Origin of the sequence: Streptomyces sp. NPDC085596 (assembly GCF_044541565.1) — a bacterium.
Taxonomy (GTDB): Bacteria; Actinomycetota; Actinomycetes; order Streptomycetales; family Streptomycetaceae; genus Streptomyces.
Map to the genome: position 1 here is coordinate 94440 of NZ_JBITTC010000012.1, position 19005 is coordinate 113444.

A 19005-nucleotide genomic window follows, 5' to 3' on the forward strand; every position below is an offset into this window, starting at 1 on the left:
CTATGGCGGCTCTCTGCACGCCTAGCTACCTCGAAGGTCTCGACGCGGAAACCTTCGACCTCAACACCTACCTCGCCCAATACGACCCGCGGCTCCTCGCCGACCCCGAAGGCCGGCGCACCCTCACCCGACTCAATCCGCTGCTGTTCGCCCTGGTCTACCTCCGTCACCACCTGAAGGACAGTGAGGGGCGGATCACGTTCGGCGATGCCCACCTTGACTGGTGCCGTGCCGCACGCGGCTGGGTCCGGCCGCCTACCGGGCCGGGTGAAAACCGGGACGCGTACATCGCACCGCGGAACATGGGCAAGTCCACGTGGTTCTTTCTGATCCTGCCGGCGTGGGCTGCCGCGCACGGGCACGTGAAGTTCGCTGCCGCGTTCGCCGCGTCCGCCACCCAGGCGGAAACCCACCTCGGATCGTTCAAGCGGGAGGTCGACTCCAACGAACTCCTCCGCCGCGACTACCCCGACCTATGCGCCCCCGCGAAGCGGCCGTCCGGGTCGAGCGTCGCGGACACGCAGTCGATGTACATCGCCGGGAACGGGTTCGTGTTCGCGGCCCGCGGTATCGACTCCTCCAGCCTCGGTATGAAGGTTGGCGAGCAGCGCCCCGACCTGCTCTTGCTGGACGACATCGAACCCGACGAGTCGTCGTACTCGCCCGACCTGGCGCGGAAGCGACGCACCACCCTGATCGATGCGATCCTTCCGCTCAACGTGTACGCCCGCGTTGTCATCTCCGGCACCGTCACCATGCCCGGCAGCATCGTGCACCAGCTCGTCAAGCACGCCCGCAGCGTGGAGACCGCCGACTGGGTACGCGAGGAAGGCTTCAACGCGCACTACACCCCGCCGATCATCAAGACCGCGGGCGGCTACGAGCGGAGTGTCTGGCCGGCGAAGTGGCCGCTCGCCTATCTGAAGTCGATTGAGCACACGAGGTCGTTCGCGAAGAACTACGCCAACGACCCGATGGGGTCGGATGGTGACCTGTGGACCGTGGATGACTTCCGTTATCCCGGCCCGGACGGTCCGGACCCGGTGACGCACATGATGCTGTCGATCGACCCTGCGGTCACGGCGAAGAGGAAGTCGGACTTCACGGGGTTGGCGGTGGTGTCGTGGTCGGCGCAGCATCGGCGGTGCACGGTGCACGAGGCGCTGGCGGTGAAGATCCCGCCGGGTGAGCAGCTACGTGAGCGAGTCCTTGCTCTGTTGGATGAGTGGCCGCGGATTGGGCTGATCCTGGTGGAGGTGAATCAGGGGCATGACGTGTGGAAGGCCGTCTTTCACGGGATGCCGGTGAGGGTGAAGACGGTGTCGCAGACGGAGCCGAAGTTCACTCGCGCTGAGGGTGTGCTCGGGTTGTATCAGCGTGGCCGGGTGTTGCATGCGCGCAGGTTGCGGGAGTTGGAGGAGCAGCAGTGTGCGTTCCCGAAGGCGCCGAATGACGACCTTGTGGACGCGGTGGGGTCTGCGGTGAGGAGATTCATTCCTGCCGTGAAGGGTCAGGCGCCGTCTGCGTCTCGCGCTTCCTACGTCTGATCCTGCACTTCGAAGGCTCGCACCGCCTGTGTGGTTATGTGACGTGCTTGATTCGACCGTCTATCCTTCGATTCAAAGGCAAAGAGTGGAGGCTGCATTGGAAGACGAGGCGAACGTCGATCCGCGCGCCGACCTCATGTACGGCATCCACGAGCTGTCAGAGGCTCGGCCCGGCTACGACCAGGCCGAGGCGTACTACGACGGCAATGTGCCCGAAGTGTTCACCAGTGTCCGGCTGCGCCGCGCTCTCGCCGCGCACCGCATCGACTTCGACCTCAACTTCGCCAAAACGCCGGTCAACGCGGTCACCAACCGACTGAAGGTCGCCTCCATCACCAGCCCCGACAAGGCAACCAACCAGCTCATCTCGAAGATCTGGCAGGACAACCAACTCAACCTGGAGTTGCCCGACCTGTTCCGCCGGGCCGGCGAGTACGGCGACGCCTACCTGATGGTCCTCCCCGTCGAGGACGAGACCGGGCGGGTGGTGCGGGTGGAGATGTTCTACAACTCCCCGCAGACGGTCCGTGTGATCTACGACGAGGAGAACCCCCGCCGCAAGCGGATGACAATCAAACGCTGGTGTGACGGCCCGTACTTGCGGGCCGAGGTGCTGATCGACGGGCTGACAGAACGCTGGACGACGGGTAAGAACGCGCGGGGCGATGACGCGGGCGACTGGATGCCGTGGCCTGCCGACCCGGAGGACCCCGAGTCGTGGAGGATCGAGAACGAGTGGGGTGAACAGCCCGTCTTCCACTTTCGGACGGACCGCCCCTACGGCGTCCCCGAACACTACGGCGCCTACGGCCCCCAGGCCGCCATCACCAAACTCCAGGCCACCCACATGGGCACCGTCGACTACCAAGGCGCCCCACAGCGGTACGCCCTCACCGAGACCGCGACCACCGACACCAGCGACCTCGACCCCAGTGATTTCGACGACGATGACTGGCCCACCCCCGATGCCGGCCCGTCGGACATCGGTGACGACTCCAGCCTGAAGGCCGGGCCGGGGGAGATGTGGCTGCTCCGCGGCTACAAGGCGGTCGGCCAGTTCGAGGCGGCCAACCCGCAGGTTTTCTTGGACCCGATCATGTTCAACGTGCGGGCGATGGCGCAGATCTGCGAGACCCCGCTGCGCATGTTCGACCCACAGTCCTCGCAGCGGTCCGGTGTCTCCTACCAGGAGGAGGACAGCCCGTTCATCTCCAAGATTGAAAACCGGCAGACCTCCTACGGTGCCACCCTCCACGAGGCGTTCACGTTCGCGCTCCGTCGCCTCGGTGTTGAGGACCCGGTCATCACCGTCGACTGGGTGCCCGCCCGCTCCGTATCCACCGCCGAAGGCTGGCAGACCGTCAAGGCGAAGATCGAGGCTGGGGTGCCGCGCCGGCAGGCACTCATGGAGGCCGGGTATCGCGCAGAGCAGGTCGACGCCTGGCTGGCGGGTACGGACGATGCCGAGCTCCAACGCCGTGTGGATGTCCTCGCCTCGCTCGCGGACTCGGCGCAGAAACTCGGCGCGGCCAAGACCTTGGGTGTGATCACTGAGGAGCAGGTTGCCCAGCTCATGGCCGGCGCGATCGACGACCTGGAAGCACTCGCGAACGCACAGGAGGAAGGCTGATGCCGTACTCCAGTGAGCGTCTGCTGCGCTTGGTGCAGGGGGAGCACACGGACCAGGTCGTCGACCTGGAGAACCAGATCACCGGCCGTGCGTTGCGCGGCTCGGACCGGGCGTTCGAGGAGCTGATTCGCCGCACCCTCGAAGCGTGGACCCGAGCGTTCGGTGGACCCAACTACCAGGCAGTCCCCGGCAATCTGCTGCGCCGCATCATCGCCGCTGCACGCGCTGCCGCTAGCCGTCTCCTCGACAGTATCGGCGAGCGGGCGCCTGCCGCACTTACTGACGGGCTCGGTCCGGCACTCGCGCTCGGGGTACGGCAGGGCGGCGAATTCGTGCGCGCCGTGACCGGCCGGCGTCGTCGTGACCCGCGGGTGCCGTCGGTGTCGCGTGCGTTGCGGGATGAGGCGCGGCGGGTGCGGGATCTGGTGGCCGAACGGCGGGATCGGACGCTGCATCTGCTGCATGAGGATCGTGTGTCGCGCTGGTCGCACATGCTGGCAGGGCTGGGTGCTGCGCGTGCGGTGCTCCCTGCGGTGCGTGCGCATGTGGCATGGGTGGTGAACACCGCGCTCCACGAGGGGCTCCAGGCCGTGGTGCGGGCGACTGCGCCGCTCCGGCTGTGGGTGTCGGAGGCTGACGCGTGTGTCCGCTGCCTGGCTTACACGGGGCGTACCGCGAAGGCGGGCGCCTCGTTCCCGGGTGGCTTGTCGTGGGACCCGCGACAGCGGCAGGCGCGAGCGGACGGTGTGGATGGGCCGCCCCTGCACGCGCATTGCCGATGCCGTTGCGTCCCCTGGGACGACGCCTGGGCTGCGAGCGGTGTCCCGTTCCCGCTCGCGTTGCAGCGTGAGGCGCACCGGTCGATCGGCTATGGGCAGGCCCGCCCCTCCGAATCCCGCACCGCACGCCTGCGTGCCGCACGCGAACTCCTGCGCACCGAACCAGACCTGCTGCCCGCCGTGGAAGCACGCGCACGCCGCGCACTCCGAACCGGCAGCTTCGCACCAGCCGCATAGAACCCCCGGCAACCGTGATGGGAGCCGACCACACCCCCGCGATGGAGGAACCATGGGCATCCACCCCAACACCAACCAGGCCGACGGCATCAGCGTGCGCCCCGGCCTGATCCTCGGCTACCGCCAGGACGGCCGCCCGATCTACCCGATCGCTGGCGGCGCCGAGTCCGACGAGCCGGATGTTGTGGTCGAGGACGACCCCGCACCGGACCCGGTCAACGATCAGGAGCCCGAGCCCGCCGACGACCCCGAGCCGGAGCCCGCGCCGAAGCCCCAGCCGCCGGCAAAGAAGGAGCCGGAGTGGAAGCCGCCGACCGAGGCGGAGTGGAAGCGGACGCAGGCCGCACTGAAGAAAGCCAACGACGACGGCAAGCTCCACCGGCTCCGCGCACGCGAGCTGGAGGAAAAGGCCCGCGGTGATGAGACGGAGCATGAGAAGGCGCTCCGGGAGGCCCGCGAGGAGGGGGAGAGGCGGTTCCGGGAGCCGATGAAGAAGGCCGGTGTGCGCGCCGCGCTGGCGGAGGCCGGGTTCACGAATCCGGAGCGGGTCATGCGGCTGGTCGACTGGGAGGCCGTGACCGTTGACGACGACGGGGATCTCATCGGGGTGGACTCGGAGGTGGACCGGGTCAAGGGCGAGTACCCGGAGCTGCTGCCGCAGGACAAGGCGAAGCCGAAGGTGCGGCCGACGGGTGCGCCGAAGCCTGCCGCTGCGGAGAAGCCGAAGACCACGGCGGAGCTGCATGCGGCACGAATCCTCGGCCGGGCTTGACACCCGCAGGTATATTCATCACCAGGTGAATTACTCCGCGATGGAGTAACCACCGCCTTTTGCGAAGGCGCCCGTGATGGGGCCGCGCTACTCAAACCCCCATCACGACGCCCGCAGGAGGGCACCCATGGCACGCAACGCAACCGAGGCGTGGATCCCGGAGGAGTACGGCTCCGAGGTCATCACCCGCATCAGCCGAACCTCAGCGGTCGAGGCCCTCGCCTCCCGCATTCCCATGGCTTCCGACACTCGACATGTTGCCCGTTCGGCGGGCATGGGTGTCGACATCGTCGACAAGGGCAGCTCCTACGGCGAGGACGTCTCCCTCAACGACGAAGTGATCCTCTACGCCAAGAAGTTCGGTAAGGCGATCCGTATCGCCGAAGAGGACATCAACGACGCCCTGCCCAACATCATCGCCACGAAGATGAACGACTGGGCCACCAGCTACGCCAAGATCATCGACAACGCGAGCCTCGCCGTATCCGCCGCACCCGGCGTAGGCGTCCCCTTCACCTCGCTCTACCAGCTCCTCCACACCACCGACGCCGCCCTCGGCTACACCGCCGATGCCAACATCACCACTGCCGCAGCCGCAGGCGCCCCGACCTACGACGAGTTCTCCACCGCCATCGGCAACGTCGAAATCGGCGACTACTACGACCCCGCCACCATGGTCTCCATCGCCCACCCCGCCTTCCGAAAGAGCCTGCGTGGCGTGAAGGACAGCCAGGGCGACCCCATCTTCGTCAAGGGCCTCGCAGGAACCCCCGACACGATCTTCGGTGTCCCCATCACCTGGTCCCTCGGCGCCCGCCTCTCCGCCACCGCCACCGCAGCCCCCTCCGGACGGCCCCTCATGGCCTTCGTCTCCACCGACCTGATGCAGCTCGGCATCCGCTCCGGCCCCGAATCCGTGTTCATCGACGGCCGCGACGGACTCAGCGCGCTCACCGACGAGTCCATCCTCAAGATGAGGGCGCGCAGGGGCTGGGCCTACGGCCACCCCGCAGGCGGCTCCATCCTCGTCGGCTGACCCACCTGTGACCCCGTACCGCCTGCGGCTCCGGGCGGTACGGGCCAGATCGGAGGTGGGCCATGGCAGCGAAGAAGACCAACCCCAGCGTGGCGCGGGCGCGGCAGTTCCCCGCGAAGGCCGGTGAGCCTGAGACCGAGGTCAGCGAACGGTCAGCAGACGGCAGCGACGGCCTGCGACACATCAAGAAGTTCGTCGTCGGCTCGGCCGGCTGGCCCACCTCAGGCGACGACCCCGCGCACGCAGGCAACACGGCCGCGGTCGTGAACGAGGCGATCCAGCGTGGTCTGCACCCGCGCGGTGACGTGAGCTTCGACGGGGAGGAGACGCACCCGAACGGGGTGTCGACGGTTCTTACCTACTCCGTGGACACAGTCCCGTCCTCGGTCGACCACTCGCCGGAGGAGACGACCACCCCGCGCGATGTGGTTGAGGCGGACGGCGGCGACACCAGCGGCAAGGACGGCTGACCATGGTCGACGCCTGGTGCAGTGCGCAGGATGTCATCGACGCCACGGGCGTGTCGGTGACGGATCAGCAGCTTGCCCAGGCGCAGAAGGCTGTGGAGGTCTTCTCCAACCGGATCTTTCCCGATGGGGAGCGGATGCGGGCACGGGATCTCTACTGGCTGGGCCAGGCCGTCGCCTACCAAGCAGCGTGGTTGGCAGGCCAGTTCGGGCTGGAGACGCGGCTGGATGCCACGCAGATCCAGCAGGATCAGGTCTCTACCACGCTGTCGGGTGACGGCCTGGTCCTCGCACCCATGGCCGCCCGCGCACTCAGGCGGGTGTCATGGATGCGGTCGAGGACGGTGCACATCCGGTCCGCAGTCGAGGGCGCCGGGTCGTGGCTGGGTGATCCGCTCGCGGAAGCCAGCGACGACCAGCAGCCGTGGACCCCCTGCCTGGGGGGTGCCTGATGCAGGCCATCGCCACTACCCAGATCAGCATCCTGCGGGGCGTCACCACCGACGCCTACGGGGACGAGCAGAACGTAGATATGCCCGTGTACACGGGCATTCCCGCGTCCCTGGCCGAGCAGACGCGGCGGGTCACCACCCGCGACGATCCCACCCCCCGCATCGTCCGCTACGCCACCGCCCGCGTCCCCGCCCGCACCGACATCACCGACCAAGACCGCGTCCGGGACGAACGAACCGGGGCCGTCTACAGCGTGGACGCCGTGTCCTCCATGACCAACCCCACGCTGACCGTCGACATCCGACTGGACCTGCGCCGCACCACCTGATCAACAACCGCATGGGCCACACGCCCGGGGAGACCAGGCGGCCACAGCTCGACACCACCTTCGGAGAGGAGGCGGCCATGACGCGATCCACACGGATCGACCCGTCCGCACGCACGCACGTCGACGCGGCCATCCACGACTGGCTCGACAACGTCATCGGCCCCGCCATCCTCAACGACGCCCGCGCCTACGCCCCCAAGAAGACCGGCCGCCTCGCCGAAAGCCTGCGCTCCGAAGTCCAGGGCAAAGTACTGCGGGTCGGCAGCCTGGACTGCAACTACGCCACCTACGTGGAAATGGGCACCGCCCCCCACGTCATCCTGCCGAGGAACAAGAAAGCCCTGTACTGGCCCGGCGCGAATCACCCCGTCGCCAAGGTCAACCACCCCGGCACCGCCGCCCAGCCGTACCTGCGTCCCGCCCTCCTACGACGGAGGACGCCGTGACCACACCGGTGCTACGCGCAACACCCGAGCTGGTAGCGATCGCCTGGCTGAAGACCGTGGTCGGCGACCGCGTCTCCACAACGCTCCCCAAGCCCGGCACGGACGGCAGCCTGTCGTGGGCCGCCGACGGATTCGTCACCGTCACCATCGTCGGCGGCACCCCCAACCTGTACACCCCACTGCGCGAGTCAGCGATAGGCGTCGACTGCTGGGCTGCCAACCCCGGCAGCCAGAAACCCCCGTGGAACAAGGCCGCCGTCCTCGCGGAAGCAGTGCAGGCCGCCTGCTACAACCACTCCGCGATCCCGCAGGCCCTCACCCTCCCGGACGGCTACCCGCAGGCCCGCGTGCTGTCCGCCTACACCACCGGGGAACACCGCCGAATCCCGGACGACCCGTCCTCGTATGCCCGCTACAGCATCCCCGGTCTCGTACTCGCCTGGACGGAGGCCCCGGCATGAGCCACCTCTACGCCCTCCAGGGCGCCATCAGCCGCGACCTCCTCACGTGGAACGGCCGCGTCCTCGTCCACGACAACCGAGCGGAGATGGAGTTCCTCGTCGCGGGCGAGGTGCGGGTCGTGCCCTGCCCCCGCGACATCCCGCCCGAGCAAACCCTGGAACTCCGCTACCACCCCCAGCTCGCCTCCGTGACCTGGCCACTCGACCGCAAGGACTTCCGATGACCCATCGCATCCGAACCACCAAGTGCCCCTGGCAGGAACTCGAAGTCGCCGACGCCGAATACCTCGACCTGAAGCGCCAGGGCCTCCTCCTCGAAGACCCCGACCCCGCACCGCAGGCGGCCACCCCCACGGCCCCGAAGAAGACCACCACCAAGGACCAGTAACCGGCCCACCACGGCCGCCGCCTGAAGGATGTGAGTCCCATAGCAGTAACTACGACAAATCTCGTACAGGGTCCGGCGACCCTGTACTCCGGAGCGTTCCAGGCTGCCGAGCCCCCCGACACCGCTGTCAACACCGCGCCGCCGGCGAGTAGCTGGACGGATGTCGGCGGTACGCAGGACGGCGTCAAGCTGTCCATCGACCAGTCGTACTCGGAGCTGGAGGTCGACCAGGTTGTCGACCGGGTCGGGTCGCGGCTGACGAAGCGCGATTTCACGATCGAGACATCGATGGCGGAGGTCACGCTCGGGAACCTGTCGCTGGCGTTGAACGGCGGCACCAGTGCGTCGGGCGCCGGGTACGCATCGTTCGACCCGTCCTTCGCGAGCGCGGCCACCCAGCCGAACTACAAGGCGCTCCTGTTCGACGGCTGGGCGCCGGGCGCCAACCCCTTCATCCGGCGGGTCATCCTTCGTAAGTCCCTCAGCACGGACGCGGTCGAACTTGCGTATACGAAGGACAAGCAGACCGTGTACGGCGTCAAGTTCTCCGGCCACTACGTGTCCGCGTCGATCAGCCCGCTGCACATCGTCGACCAGACCACCTAACCCCCACCCCTGCTAGGAGTACCACCCATGGCATCCACCACCCGTCAGACCGCCGCCGCCCGCAAGCGCACCCCCGCCAAGCCTGCGGGCGGCGCGGTGGACTTCGAACCGATCCGGATCGCAGCCGACGACAACGTGCCCGAGGAGCGCGTGCCGCTCTTCTACATCGGCGACACCGAGTACACGATCCCCAAGACCATCCCCAAGGGCGTCGCCCTCCAGTACCTGCGGAAGGCCGCCCAGGTCGGGCACGAACTCGCGACCGCGCCTCTCCTCATCCGCGTGCTGGGTGAGGACGCGTACACGGCGCTGGAGGAGTCGAACGCCCTGACCAGCGAGCAGCTCGAATCGATCATCGACATCATCGTCAAGCAGGCCCTCGGCAACCAGGAAGACAAGGGGGGAAAAGCCGGGCGTGGCTGACCAGCCTCCGGACCTGGGCCTATGGGCAGCTGTGGCTGGATGCGATCGCGGACCGGCTGGCACAGATCACGTGGGTCCTCGACCACGAGGACGATCTGGACGCCGACTTCCTAGCGATCTATGGCATTGACCTCCTTGAGCAAGAGGTCAGTGGCCCCCGCTACTTCGCCCTCGCCCACAGGTTGACCGCCTACCAGGGCGTGATGGCCGCCCGCGTCGACGAAGAACGCGAGCAGCCACAGAGCAGTACCCCAACCCGCACACACGTCGAAGCCCCGCCAAGCAGGCAGGGCGATGGAGCCGTCAAGGACGTCAGCCTGACGGCGTTCCGGGTCATGTTCCCCGGAGTGGTGAGCGGAGGAACCACAGGTGGCGGGCAGCTTTAGGATCGCTGAGGGCTACGTCGAGGTCACCGCCGACGAGTCCGGCTACAACCGGGCCATGGACCGGCTGAAGGCGAAGAAGAACAACGCCTCGGTCCTCGCCAAGCTGGACGACAAGGACGCCAAGACCCGCCTGTCTGCCCTGGTCAAGCCCCGCACCGTCAAGCTCACCACCCGCCTCGACGACAAGGCGACCACCACCGCCCTCGCGCGCCTGACCAAAGCACGGCAGATCAAGCTCACCACACAGCTGGACGACAAGGCCGTCACCGCCGGACTGACCCGGCTGACGAAACCCCGCACCGTCAAGATCAGCGCGGACTTCAAAGACAACGGGACCAAGGCCAAGCTCGCCTCCCTCTCCGGCAAGCGATCCATCGAAGTCCTCCCCAAGATTCAGCAGGCTGCCTACACGGCGGCGAAGAAGAAACTCGACAAGCTCACCGCCGACCGCGTCGTCAACATTCGCGCCTCCGTCGACACCCGCGTCGGCGCCAACGAGATCCGCAACCTCACCCAACGCCGCAAGGTCAACATCGGCATCGACGTCGACACCCGCGTCGCCGCCGACAGCCTCGCCAACCTCACACGCCGCCGACAGGTGACGGTGCAGGCCCGCGCGGACACCGAAGCCGCCAACACGAGCCTGCGGTTCCTCACCCGCGACCGCAACGTCAACATCCGCACCCGACTCTCCGGGCTCGGCAGCCTGGCCAGCCTCGGCAGCAGCGCCAGCAGCAGCGCCGGAGGAATCGGCCTGCTGTCCTCGCGTATCGCGCAGATCGCCGCCCTGATCATCGGCGTGCTGCCCACTGCGGCCTCGCTCGGACAGTCCCTCGCCGCGATGGGCCCAGCCGCCCTGGTGGCGGTGCCTGCTGTCCTGTCGCTGGCGGCCGCGTTCACCGCGATCAAGCTCGGATTCAGCGGCATCGGCGGCGCGTTCAAGGCAGCGTTCGCGCCGGCCGAGAAGTCGGCGGGTGCTGCGGAGTCGGCGACGCGGCGGGTGGAGACTGCGCAACGCTCGCTGGCGAAAGCCCAGCAGGCGGTTCGGGATGCTGAGGTCAACGCTGCTGAGGCGCGGGTGAAGGCAGCGCGGGACATTCAGGATGCGCAGGAGAACCTGAAGGACACGGTCGAGGATGCCGCTGAGGCGAACGTGCGGGCGGTCCGGGACGTCCGGGACGCGCAGCAGGAGCTGCGGAACACCGTCCAGGATGTTGCGGATGCGCAACGCCGGGCGGCGGAGCAGGTGGAGCAGGCGGAACGCGACCTCGCCGACGCCCAACGCGATGCCCGCCGTGCTCAGCAGGATTTGAACGAGGCTCGGAAGGAAGCCGCCGAAGACCTCGAAGACCTCAACTCGCGTCTGGCGGATGCTCAGCTTGACCAGCGGCAGAAGGTCTTTGACCTTCAGGACGCGGAGAAGTCCCTCAATGCGGTCAAGGCCAAGGGTGCTGCCGCGTCGCAGGATGAGCTGGCGCGCGCGCAGCTGCGCTACGACCAGGCTGCGCAGGCCCTGTCCGAGCAGCAGACCGAGACGGTCCGCCTTCAGGAGCAGACCGCCGCCGCGAACGCTGCCGGGGTCGAAGGAAGCGAGAAGGTCACCAAGGCGAAGGGTGACATCGCCGACGCCAACGAGAAGGTCGTCGACAAGACGAAGGAGCTGAAGGACAGCCAGAACGAGGCCGCGAAGGCGGCGACCGACGGGGCGCAGCGCACAGCCAAAGCGCAGCGGGATGTCGCGGACGCCCAGACTGCGGCGGCGAAGACCGCTGAGGACGGGGCTGAACGCGTCGCCAAAGCCCAAAGGGATGTCGCCGACGCCCAGACTGCGGCGGCGAAGGCGGCCACCGACGGGGCCCGGCAGATCGCCGACGCGCAGGACGCCGCCCGGCAGGCAGCCGAGGCTCTCGCGGACGCGCAGACGAAGTCGGCATCCGCGGTCGACAAGACGGCCGAGGCGATGGCCAAGCTGGCACCGAACGCGCGGGCGTTCGTCAATGCCGTCCTCGCCCAACGCGAGGCGTGGCGGTCCCTGAAGCTGGACGTGCAGAACACGCTGTTCAACGGCTTGGGTCAGAAGTTCACCACCATGAGCACGGCGATCCTGCCCTCCCTCCGGCAGGGCCTTGTCGGCACGGCAGGCGTGCTCAACACCATGGCCAAGAACGCGTTCGACGCGGTCACCAACCTAGGCCGGACCGGCCAGCTCAAGCAGATGTTCGACGGCCTCAACAACGGACTACGCCCCCTGGCCAAGGTGCCCGGCCAGTTCATCCAAGGGCTCGCCCAGCTCAGTATCGCCGCCTCGCCGGCGTTCGAGCGGCTCACCACGGCAGCAGGGAATGCGGCTACCCGAATCTCGGAGAAGCTGTCAAAGGGGTTGGCGTCGGGGGCGCTAGAGGACTCGATCAACGGGGCCGTGGAGGTGGTGAAGCAGTTCGGTCAGTTCCTCGGGGACCTGGGCGGCACGATCGGCAACGTCATGAAGGCCGCCGCCGCGGGTGGCGGGGATGCGCTCGGTGCGCTCGGCTCGGTGTTTGCGGAGTTGCGCCGGGTCACGGCGATGCCGGAGGTTCAGCAGGCCCTCACCTCAATCTTTACCGCCGTCAACGCGATCGCCAAGCTCCTCGCGGGCACGCTGGGTGCGGTGATTCAGGCGGCTCTTCCGCTGCTGGCCGCGCTGGCTCCGGTGGTGACACAGCTGGCGGAGCAGTTCGGCCCTGTTCTTGCGCAGCTGGCACAGAGCCTCGGTACTGCGCTCATGCCAGTGATTACCGCGCTGCTGCCGGTGGCCGGACAACTGGGGGATGTGATCATCCGGCTGGTGCAGGCAGTGATGCCGCTCCTGGCGCCGATCGGGGAACTCCTCGGCACGATCATCGCGGCGCTCGCTCCGGTCCTTACCGTGATCGGGGATGCCCTGGTCACGGTGGTTGGTGTGCTGGTACGCGCTCTCGTTCCCGTGGTGACCGCGCTGATCCCGGTTGTCACGATGATCGGGACGCTGTTCGCGCAGCTGGCACCCCTGTTTCCGCCGATCATCGCGGCACTGATGCCACTCATCCCAGCGATCGCCCAGCTGTCAATCTCCCTGCTCACTCTAGTGATGCAGGTACTCACCCCGCTGATGCCGCTGGTGGTACGCCTGGCCGGACTGCTGGCGGGGACGCTGGCGGGCGCGATTGGCATCCTCGTCCCGGTCATCACCACAGTGATCGGCTGGATCAGCAAGTTCGCGGACATCATCACCAAGGCCGTCGGCTGGGTCGTCGACAAGTTCACTTGGATGTATGACGTCCTGGTCGGGCACAGCATCATCCCCGACCTCGTCAAGGCGATCATCTCGTGGTTCACCAAGCTGTGGACGAAGACGAAGGAGATCTTCACCCAGTTGAAGAACTGGGTCGTCGACACCTGGAGCAAGCTGTGGAAGACCGTCTCCGACCGGTGGTCGTCGTTCTGGTCGGGGCTGAGGACAAACCTGTCGAACGCGAAGACGTCGATCTCTAACTGGGTGTCTGGCGTCAAGTCGTCCGTGACCAGCACGTGGTCGTCGATGTGGAACACCGCCCGCGACAAGGTCACGTCGATCTTCTCCACCATCAACAGCAAGATCACGAACTTCAAGAACGGTATGAAGTCCGCGTTCTCCGCCCTCCGGGACTCGCTCGGCACGATCTGGAAAGGCATCCAGTCCAAGATTGGCGGCCCCGTCAAGTGGGTGATCTCCCATGTCTACAACGACGGCGTCCGCAAGATGTGGAACACCATCGCCGGAAAGATCAACAGCAAGCTGAACCTCCCCTCCATCAGCCTCGGCTTCAACAAGGGCGGCGTCGTCCCCGGCTCGGGTAACACCGACACCGTGCCCGCCATGCTCACCCCCGGCGAACGCATCCTCTCCAAGGGCCAGGTCGCTCAACTCGGTGGGCACCGGGGCATCGACGCCATGCTCGGTCAGGACAAGCCCACCCGCACCGGAGGCAACCCCACCCAGCGGCAGGAGCGCCGCCGCGAACAGGCAGGCGGGCAGCACTTCGCGAAGGGCGGCATCGTCGGCTCCGTCACCAACTCCGTAACCAGCGCCCTCTCCGGCGCCGCCTCCTGGGCAAAAGACCTCGTCATCGGCGGCCTCAAGAACGCGGCGCAGAAGGCGATCAGCAGCCTCATCCGGCCGCTCATCAACCAGATCCCCGGCGGCGGACTCGGCACCCTCCTCAAGGGCCTCTCCAACAAGGCCCTGGATGGCATGCTCGGCTTCCTCGGCAACGAGGACAAGAAAGCCGTCGGCGGGCCCGCCGTACAGCGCGCCGTGTCCTGGGTGAAAACCCAGAACGGGCTGCCCTACCAGTGGGCCGGAAACGGCAACCCCTCCTGGGACTGCTCGGGTCTGATGTCCGCGATCGAATCCGTCATCCGCGGGGAAAGCCCGCACCGCAGGTGGGCGACCGGGGCGTTCGGCGCGACCGCCCCCTCCGGCTGGATCCGCAACCTCAAGAGCCCGTTCATGATCGGCATCACCAACGCGGGCGTCGGCCACACCGCAGGCACCCTCGCCGGCATGAACGTGGAGAGCAGCGGCGGCGCAGGCGTCCACATGGGCAGGAGCGCACGCGGCTACAGCGACAGCATGTTCACCAGCCAGTGGGGCTTCGCACCTGCCGCGAAGTACGACTCCGGTGGCATCCTTCAGCCCGGCGCCACCATGGCGATCAACCGGACCGGGCGCCCGGAGCGTGTCCTGGACGCGCAGCAGACTGTCATGTTTGAGCAGCTTGTCTCCAGCAGCCAAACGGGCGGCGGCAGTGTCGTCATCGAGAACATCACCGTCAGTGGCACGTTCGACTTCTCCAGCCCCGCCTCCCGCCGCGCCGCCGCGCAGGCCCTGGTCAAGGAGATGAAGGAAGCCATCCGTCAGGACGACAGGAGCCGTAAGTGAGCGCATTCGACTGGGGTGACATCCAGCTGGGTCGCATCCCCCTGCGGGAAACCTTCGATGTCGCGGAGGCGGGCGGCGACACCCGCACCCTTGACCTCGACGGGCAGGAGTCGTTTCCACCGCTCACCCGCGCACAGGTCGTGGCCCGCCACGACGGCATCAACAGCCTGACCATGGGCCAGGTCATCCCAGTCACCTTCACCGACAAACCCGAACGCAACGGCTACTACACGATCAAGGCCGCAAGCTCCACCTACACCGAAAACCGCGGCGAGCGGGTCACAGCCGACTGGAAAGTCTCCCTCGAACGCGTCGGCAGTGACGCCGAAACCGACCTCCAGTCCCGCCTCACCGGAGCCGTCCGCCTCAACGACTACAGCAGCAGCGGCGAACGCTGGCACGCCCCACCCATCGGCCACTACGGCTACTACACCGGCTCAACAAACCCCTCCACCATGACCCGCGCCAGCAGCGACGGCACCATCACCGTCTACCGCAGCGTCCCCGCGAACGTCTCCCCACGGTGGGGGTGCCCACCCACCACCTACCTGGCGGGCCGCGTGCGGGTAACAACAACGGCAGGGCAAGAGGTGTACGGAGCTGACGTACCCCTGTCGGCCACGGACTGGAGCCTGTCAAACGGACTCGTAAACGCCACGCCCAGCGCATCGGCAACTCTGGACGTGCAGTCCTACAGCGGGGGCGCATACCGGTCGAAGCTGTGGAACATCTCGGTGGCCGGCTCGGCAGCGTCAGTAGCGTCCTGGGACGGAGCGACCCTTCTCCGTAATGATCCTGAGATGGCTATTGTTCGCCTGGTCAAGGGCCTGAACCCTGGTCGCGCAACCCTCGACCTCACGCTGCGGCGCGGCTCTCGAACGGTGGAGGGTTACCTTCAGGTTGGCACGGCGGCGACGCTTGCCGTCTACCGGTCAACGCTGGAGACGAACACGCAGATCCCTGCCAACGGCTATGTGAGGGCCTCAGCGAACGACGCGAACGGCAACAGGTTTGCCATAGGCAGCGCCCGTACTTGGGTTGGCCACGCCAATGGCGGCATCCTGTTCAGCTCGGTCACCGTGATGGATTTCTGGGTCGGCGCTGAGGTCGGTGGCACTGGTGCGGTCTCCGGGGATACGGGCCTTGAACTGCGGAACCAGTATTTCGCGGCGATGCCCGAGGCTATCTACGGCGTGAGGCGGTAGCCATGGCCGTTCAGGAAGTTCTCAAGGCGCTCGGCTCGTGGGAGGTCAAGCTCCTCTCCCAAACCCCCCGTAACGTCCTCGACAGCTTGGACTACTTCGGGCATGTCGCCATCGTTCCCGGACGGTTGGACCCCGCACAGTACGGGGACACGCTCCTCACCACCGCCCGCTATATCGGTGTCCTCCGCACCCGCACCATCGGGGATGATGGCCGCACCAACGCCCCCCAAGACGACCTGTCGATCGGCGGGGTCGGGATGGCGTTCTGGCTTGGTGACGAAGACGGGAAGGGCGACGTCTACGAGAACGCAGTCGCGCCGGCCTCGGCCTCGTTCGCTACCGCCATCAACATGCTCCTCCCCGCGAGTGGTGCGGTCACTGCGGGCAGCATCTACAGCGTGCCTGGCCAGTACACAGGCAGCCACCGCTACGAGTCGCCGCGCGACGCGATCACTTACGTGTGCGACACCATGTCCACCACCTCGGTGCCGGTGTCCTGGCGGGTCAACGGCAACGCCACCCTGGATGCGGGTCCGGACGCCAACCTGTTCGTCACGAACCCGACGTGCGTGATCACGACCATCACCAGTGGTGAGGACATGTTCATGCGCGCCCTGCCGGGCAGCATGGACGTCACCCGCGACGTGGAGGACTACAGCACCCGCGTGGTACTCCTCGCGGAGGGGGAGGGCACGAGCATCACCACGGGGACCGCGGACATCACGCCGTCCACCCCGTACAAGAACCTGCGCGGCGGCCCGCTGAAACTCACGCGCCTGGTGTCGGAGTCGGACACGGCGTCGGGGAACGCCAGCACACGGGCTCAGCTTGCCCTCAGCCAGTTCACGTCGTCCCGGAACGCGCTCACCCTCTCGACGGCCGACTATGACGTGCACGGCACGTTCCAGGTCGGCGACCGCGTATGGGTGTACAACCCCGACTCCGGGCTCGTCGACCCGACGACGGAGATCACGTTCCGGGGCCAGCGAATCAACCCGATCAAACTTCAGGTCACCGAAACATCGTGGGCGATCACCGACCAGTACACCGTCGCCTACCGCGACAACAACGGCGCCTGGGTCGACCTCACCCAGTACGTCGAATGGGAAACCGACAGCACATCCACAGTGACCGTCGGGGACTTCGCCCGCCAACTCTCCACCGCCGGCACAGAACCTGTTGGCACCCGCCCCAACACCGACACCTCAACACCCGGCCAGCCGACGTTCGTCACCCCGTTCCGAGGCGCCGCCTACCTTGATGCACGCGGCTACACCCGCGCCCGCGTCATCCTCCAGTGGAACGCACCCAACAACACCGACGGCAGCACGGTTCTCGACGGGGATCACTACGAGATCCGGTGGGCCGTCGACACCGACATGATCTACCCCGCCACCTGGTCCCAAGTCAGCCAAGTCCGCTGGCAAGACCTCCAGATCTGGAAGCAGCCGTTCGCCGCGCCCACCACCCAATGGCAGACCATGAACGTCGCCTGGGACCAAACCACCGCACAGCTGCAAGACCTGTCACCTGGCATCGGCTACGACCTTCAGATCCGAGGCGTCGACAAGACCGGCAACACCGGCGCCTGGTCCCCGATCACGACCTTCGTCGCCTCCGCCGACAACATCCCGCCGAGCACGCCGGCCCCGCCCACTGTGGCCGGGTCACGGATCGCGGTGCAGATCACGCACACGCTGGGGAAGAACACCGGGGGCACCTTCAACCTGGAGTCGGACCTCGACCACCTCGAAGTCCACGTGAGCTATGAGCCGACGTTCACCCCGGACGCGACAACCTTGTGCGGTAAGACCCCGGCCAACGCGGGCATGATCCAGGCGCAGATCCCCGTCGTGTACACGGTGCAGGTCGAGGAGACATCGGCCCGCTACGTGAAGGTCGTCGCGGTCGACAAGACCGGCAACAAGTCCGGCCCCAGCGACAGCGCGACGGCGACGGCGCTCCTCATCGACGACGCCCACATCAGTGATCTCACCGTCTCCAAGGTCACCGCAGGTGTCATCAACGCAGACTTCGTCGTCGGCGCCCGCATCAAAACCGCTGACGCCGGAGCCCGCGTCGAACTCAACTCCGGCGGCATCGGCGCCTGGAACGCGGCCGGACAACAGACTGTCGCCATCGCCGGAGCCGACGGAAGCGTCTCCATCATCGGCACCCTCAAGTCCGGGACCAGCGGCAAACGTATCGAGATCAACCCCGGCTCCACCCTGCTCCCGGAAATCCGCTGGTACGCCAACACCGGCACCGACTACGGATACATCAACGCCGTTAGCTCCGGCACCGACGTCAACCTCGGCATGAACAGCTCGCCCTACGACGACGGCACCGGAACCCAAATCACTTCGCGTGTCTACCTCACCACCAATGCCGCTCGACTACAGATTGTCCGCGCTGACAACACCCAGGCAACACGCGGCGGATACGTGTACGCCCAGCCCAACAACTTGTACGCCGGATACAGCAAGGACGGTATTAACGGCGGCCTGGTGTACGCCGACGCCACCCAACTACAGGTCGGCTACCTGGACGGCAGTGCAAACGACAACAGGCTGCTCTTCGGCAACGACGGACGCACGTACCAATACGGCAAGTGGTACAGCGACGCCAGAGGGTTCGGGCAGGTCACCATCAACCCAGCCGCTAACACGCCCACCTCAACCACCGTCACAGGACTCGGCACGAAGGGCGACACGTTCTACGCCTTCGCCACGGCCAACACCACCGTCATCGGGTCAGCCGTACAAGGCGTCGCAGTCTCCAACGTCACAAGCACCGGACTCACCGTCTGGGTCTACCGAACCAACACGACCGCAACAAACATCAACTGGATGCACGTGGGATGGCTGTAATGGAACTGATCAAACCCGACCTCAACGGCGAC

At 66.9% G+C, this 19005-nt stretch carries 17 protein-coding genes; all 17 read left to right on the forward strand.

Annotated elements, in window-relative coordinates:
- Positions 1-2 precede the first annotated feature (2 nt).
- The 17 genes from ACIGA3_RS28705 (at position 3) to ACIGA3_RS28785 (ending at position 18973) form a co-directional block, all read left to right on the forward strand.
- The gene (locus tag ACIGA3_RS28705) at positions 3-1547 is read left to right on the forward strand and encodes a hypothetical protein (protein ID WP_399721175.1); all 1545 of its coding nucleotides are present in this window, start codon (positions 3-5) and stop codon (positions 1545-1547) included.
- Positions 1548-1590: 43 nt separating this feature from the next.
- A complete protein-coding gene (locus ACIGA3_RS28710; protein ID WP_399721177.1) occupies positions 1591-3177 on the forward strand; it encodes a phage portal protein in 1587 nt (528 codons plus the stop codon).
- Positions 3177-4193, forward strand: coding sequence for a hypothetical protein (locus ACIGA3_RS28715; protein ID WP_399721178.1), 1017 nt, complete (start codon positions 3177-3179; stop codon positions 4191-4193). The genes ACIGA3_RS28710 and ACIGA3_RS28715 overlap by 1 nt, the downstream gene beginning before the upstream one ends.
- A 52-nt stretch (positions 4194-4245) precedes the next feature.
- Positions 4246-4965 (forward strand): phage scaffolding protein, encoded by a 720-nt coding sequence (locus ACIGA3_RS28720; protein ID WP_399721180.1) that lies wholly within the window; start codon positions 4246-4248, stop codon positions 4963-4965.
- 127 nt (positions 4966-5092) lie between these two features.
- A complete protein-coding gene (locus ACIGA3_RS28725) occupies positions 5093-6001 on the forward strand; it encodes a phage major capsid protein (RefSeq protein ID WP_399721182.1) in 909 nt (302 codons plus the stop codon).
- Between the two features lie 62 nt (positions 6002-6063).
- Positions 6064-6471 carry a hypothetical protein gene (locus ACIGA3_RS28730; RefSeq protein WP_399721184.1) on the forward strand — a complete coding sequence of 136 codons (408 nt, stop codon included), beginning with the start codon at positions 6064-6066 and terminating at the stop codon, positions 6469-6471.
- A gap of 2 nt (positions 6472-6473) precedes the next feature.
- On the forward strand, positions 6474-6920 hold the full coding sequence (locus ACIGA3_RS28735) for a hypothetical protein (RefSeq protein WP_399721185.1): 447 nt from the start codon (positions 6474-6476) through the stop codon (positions 6918-6920).
- A complete protein-coding gene (locus ACIGA3_RS28740) occupies positions 6920-7249 on the forward strand; it encodes a hypothetical protein (RefSeq protein ID WP_399721187.1) in 330 nt (109 codons plus the stop codon). Before ACIGA3_RS28735 ends, ACIGA3_RS28740 begins: the two co-directional genes overlap by 1 nt.
- Before the next feature lie 77 nt (positions 7250-7326).
- The gene (locus tag ACIGA3_RS28745) at positions 7327-7695 is read left to right on the forward strand and encodes a hypothetical protein (protein WP_399721189.1); all 369 of its coding nucleotides are present in this window, start codon (positions 7327-7329) and stop codon (positions 7693-7695) included.
- Entirely contained in the window at positions 7692-8156 is a 465-nt protein-coding gene (locus tag ACIGA3_RS28750; protein ID WP_399721191.1) for a hypothetical protein, read from the forward strand. The genes ACIGA3_RS28745 and ACIGA3_RS28750 overlap by 4 nt, the downstream gene beginning before the upstream one ends.
- Positions 8153-8380: a hypothetical protein gene (locus ACIGA3_RS28755; RefSeq protein WP_399721193.1), complete on the forward strand. Its 228-nt coding sequence runs from the start codon at positions 8153-8155 to the stop codon at positions 8378-8380. The genes ACIGA3_RS28750 and ACIGA3_RS28755 overlap by 4 nt, the downstream gene beginning before the upstream one ends.
- On the forward strand, positions 8377-8544 hold the full coding sequence (locus ACIGA3_RS28760) for a hypothetical protein (protein ID WP_399721195.1): 168 nt from the start codon (positions 8377-8379) through the stop codon (positions 8542-8544). The genes ACIGA3_RS28755 and ACIGA3_RS28760 overlap by 4 nt, the downstream gene beginning before the upstream one ends.
- A 30-nt stretch (positions 8545-8574) precedes the next feature.
- Positions 8575-9150, forward strand: coding sequence for a hypothetical protein (locus tag ACIGA3_RS28765; RefSeq protein ID WP_399721197.1), 576 nt, complete (start codon positions 8575-8577; stop codon positions 9148-9150).
- Between the two features lie 27 nt (positions 9151-9177).
- The gene (locus ACIGA3_RS28770; protein ID WP_399721199.1) at positions 9178-9573 is read left to right on the forward strand and encodes a hypothetical protein; all 396 of its coding nucleotides are present in this window, start codon (positions 9178-9180) and stop codon (positions 9571-9573) included.
- A 369-nt stretch (positions 9574-9942) separates the two neighbouring features.
- Positions 9943-14898, forward strand: a complete 4956-nt coding sequence (locus ACIGA3_RS28775) for a hypothetical protein (RefSeq protein WP_399721201.1) — start codon at positions 9943-9945, stop codon at positions 14896-14898.
- Positions 14895-16103, forward strand: coding sequence for a hypothetical protein (locus tag ACIGA3_RS28780; protein ID WP_399721202.1), 1209 nt, complete (start codon positions 14895-14897; stop codon positions 16101-16103). The genes ACIGA3_RS28775 and ACIGA3_RS28780 overlap by 4 nt, the downstream gene beginning before the upstream one ends.
- Positions 16104-16105: 2 nt before the next feature.
- Positions 16106-18973: a hypothetical protein gene (locus ACIGA3_RS28785; RefSeq protein WP_399721203.1), complete on the forward strand. Its 2868-nt coding sequence runs from the start codon at positions 16106-16108 to the stop codon at positions 18971-18973.
- Positions 18974-19005 lie beyond the last annotated feature (32 nt).

Bases quoted from the DNA above. Each gene is read 5' to 3' on its own strand.
- ACIGA3_RS28745 (WP_399721189.1), top strand. From the start codon at position 7,327: ATGACGCGATCCACACGGATCGACCCGTCCGCACGCACGCACGTCGAC.
- ACIGA3_RS28760 (WP_399721195.1), top strand. From the start codon at position 8,377: ATGACCCATCGCATCCGAACCACCAAGTGCCCCTGGCAGGAACTCGAA.
- ACIGA3_RS28785 (WP_399721203.1), top strand. From the start codon at position 16,106: ATGGCCGTTCAGGAAGTTCTCAAGGCGCTCGGCTCGTGGGAGGTCAAG.
- ACIGA3_RS28730 (WP_399721184.1), top strand. From the start codon at position 6,064: ATGGCAGCGAAGAAGACCAACCCCAGCGTGGCGCGGGCGCGGCAGTTC.
- ACIGA3_RS28735 (WP_399721185.1), top strand. From the start codon at position 6,474: ATGGTCGACGCCTGGTGCAGTGCGCAGGATGTCATCGACGCCACGGGC.
- ACIGA3_RS28720 (WP_399721180.1), top strand. From the start codon at position 4,246: ATGGGCATCCACCCCAACACCAACCAGGCCGACGGCATCAGCGTGCGC.
- ACIGA3_RS28725 (WP_399721182.1), top strand. From the start codon at position 5,093: ATGGCACGCAACGCAACCGAGGCGTGGATCCCGGAGGAGTACGGCTCC.
- ACIGA3_RS28715 (WP_399721178.1), top strand. From the start codon at position 3,177: ATGCCGTACTCCAGTGAGCGTCTGCTGCGCTTGGTGCAGGGGGAGCAC.
- ACIGA3_RS28770 (WP_399721199.1), top strand. From the start codon at position 9,178: ATGGCATCCACCACCCGTCAGACCGCCGCCGCCCGCAAGCGCACCCCC.
- ACIGA3_RS28740 (WP_399721187.1), top strand. From the start codon at position 6,920: ATGCAGGCCATCGCCACTACCCAGATCAGCATCCTGCGGGGCGTCACC.
- ACIGA3_RS28755 (WP_399721193.1), top strand. From the start codon at position 8,153: ATGAGCCACCTCTACGCCCTCCAGGGCGCCATCAGCCGCGACCTCCTC.
- ACIGA3_RS28705 (WP_399721175.1), top strand. From the start codon at position 3: ATGGCGGCTCTCTGCACGCCTAGCTACCTCGAAGGTCTCGACGCGGAA.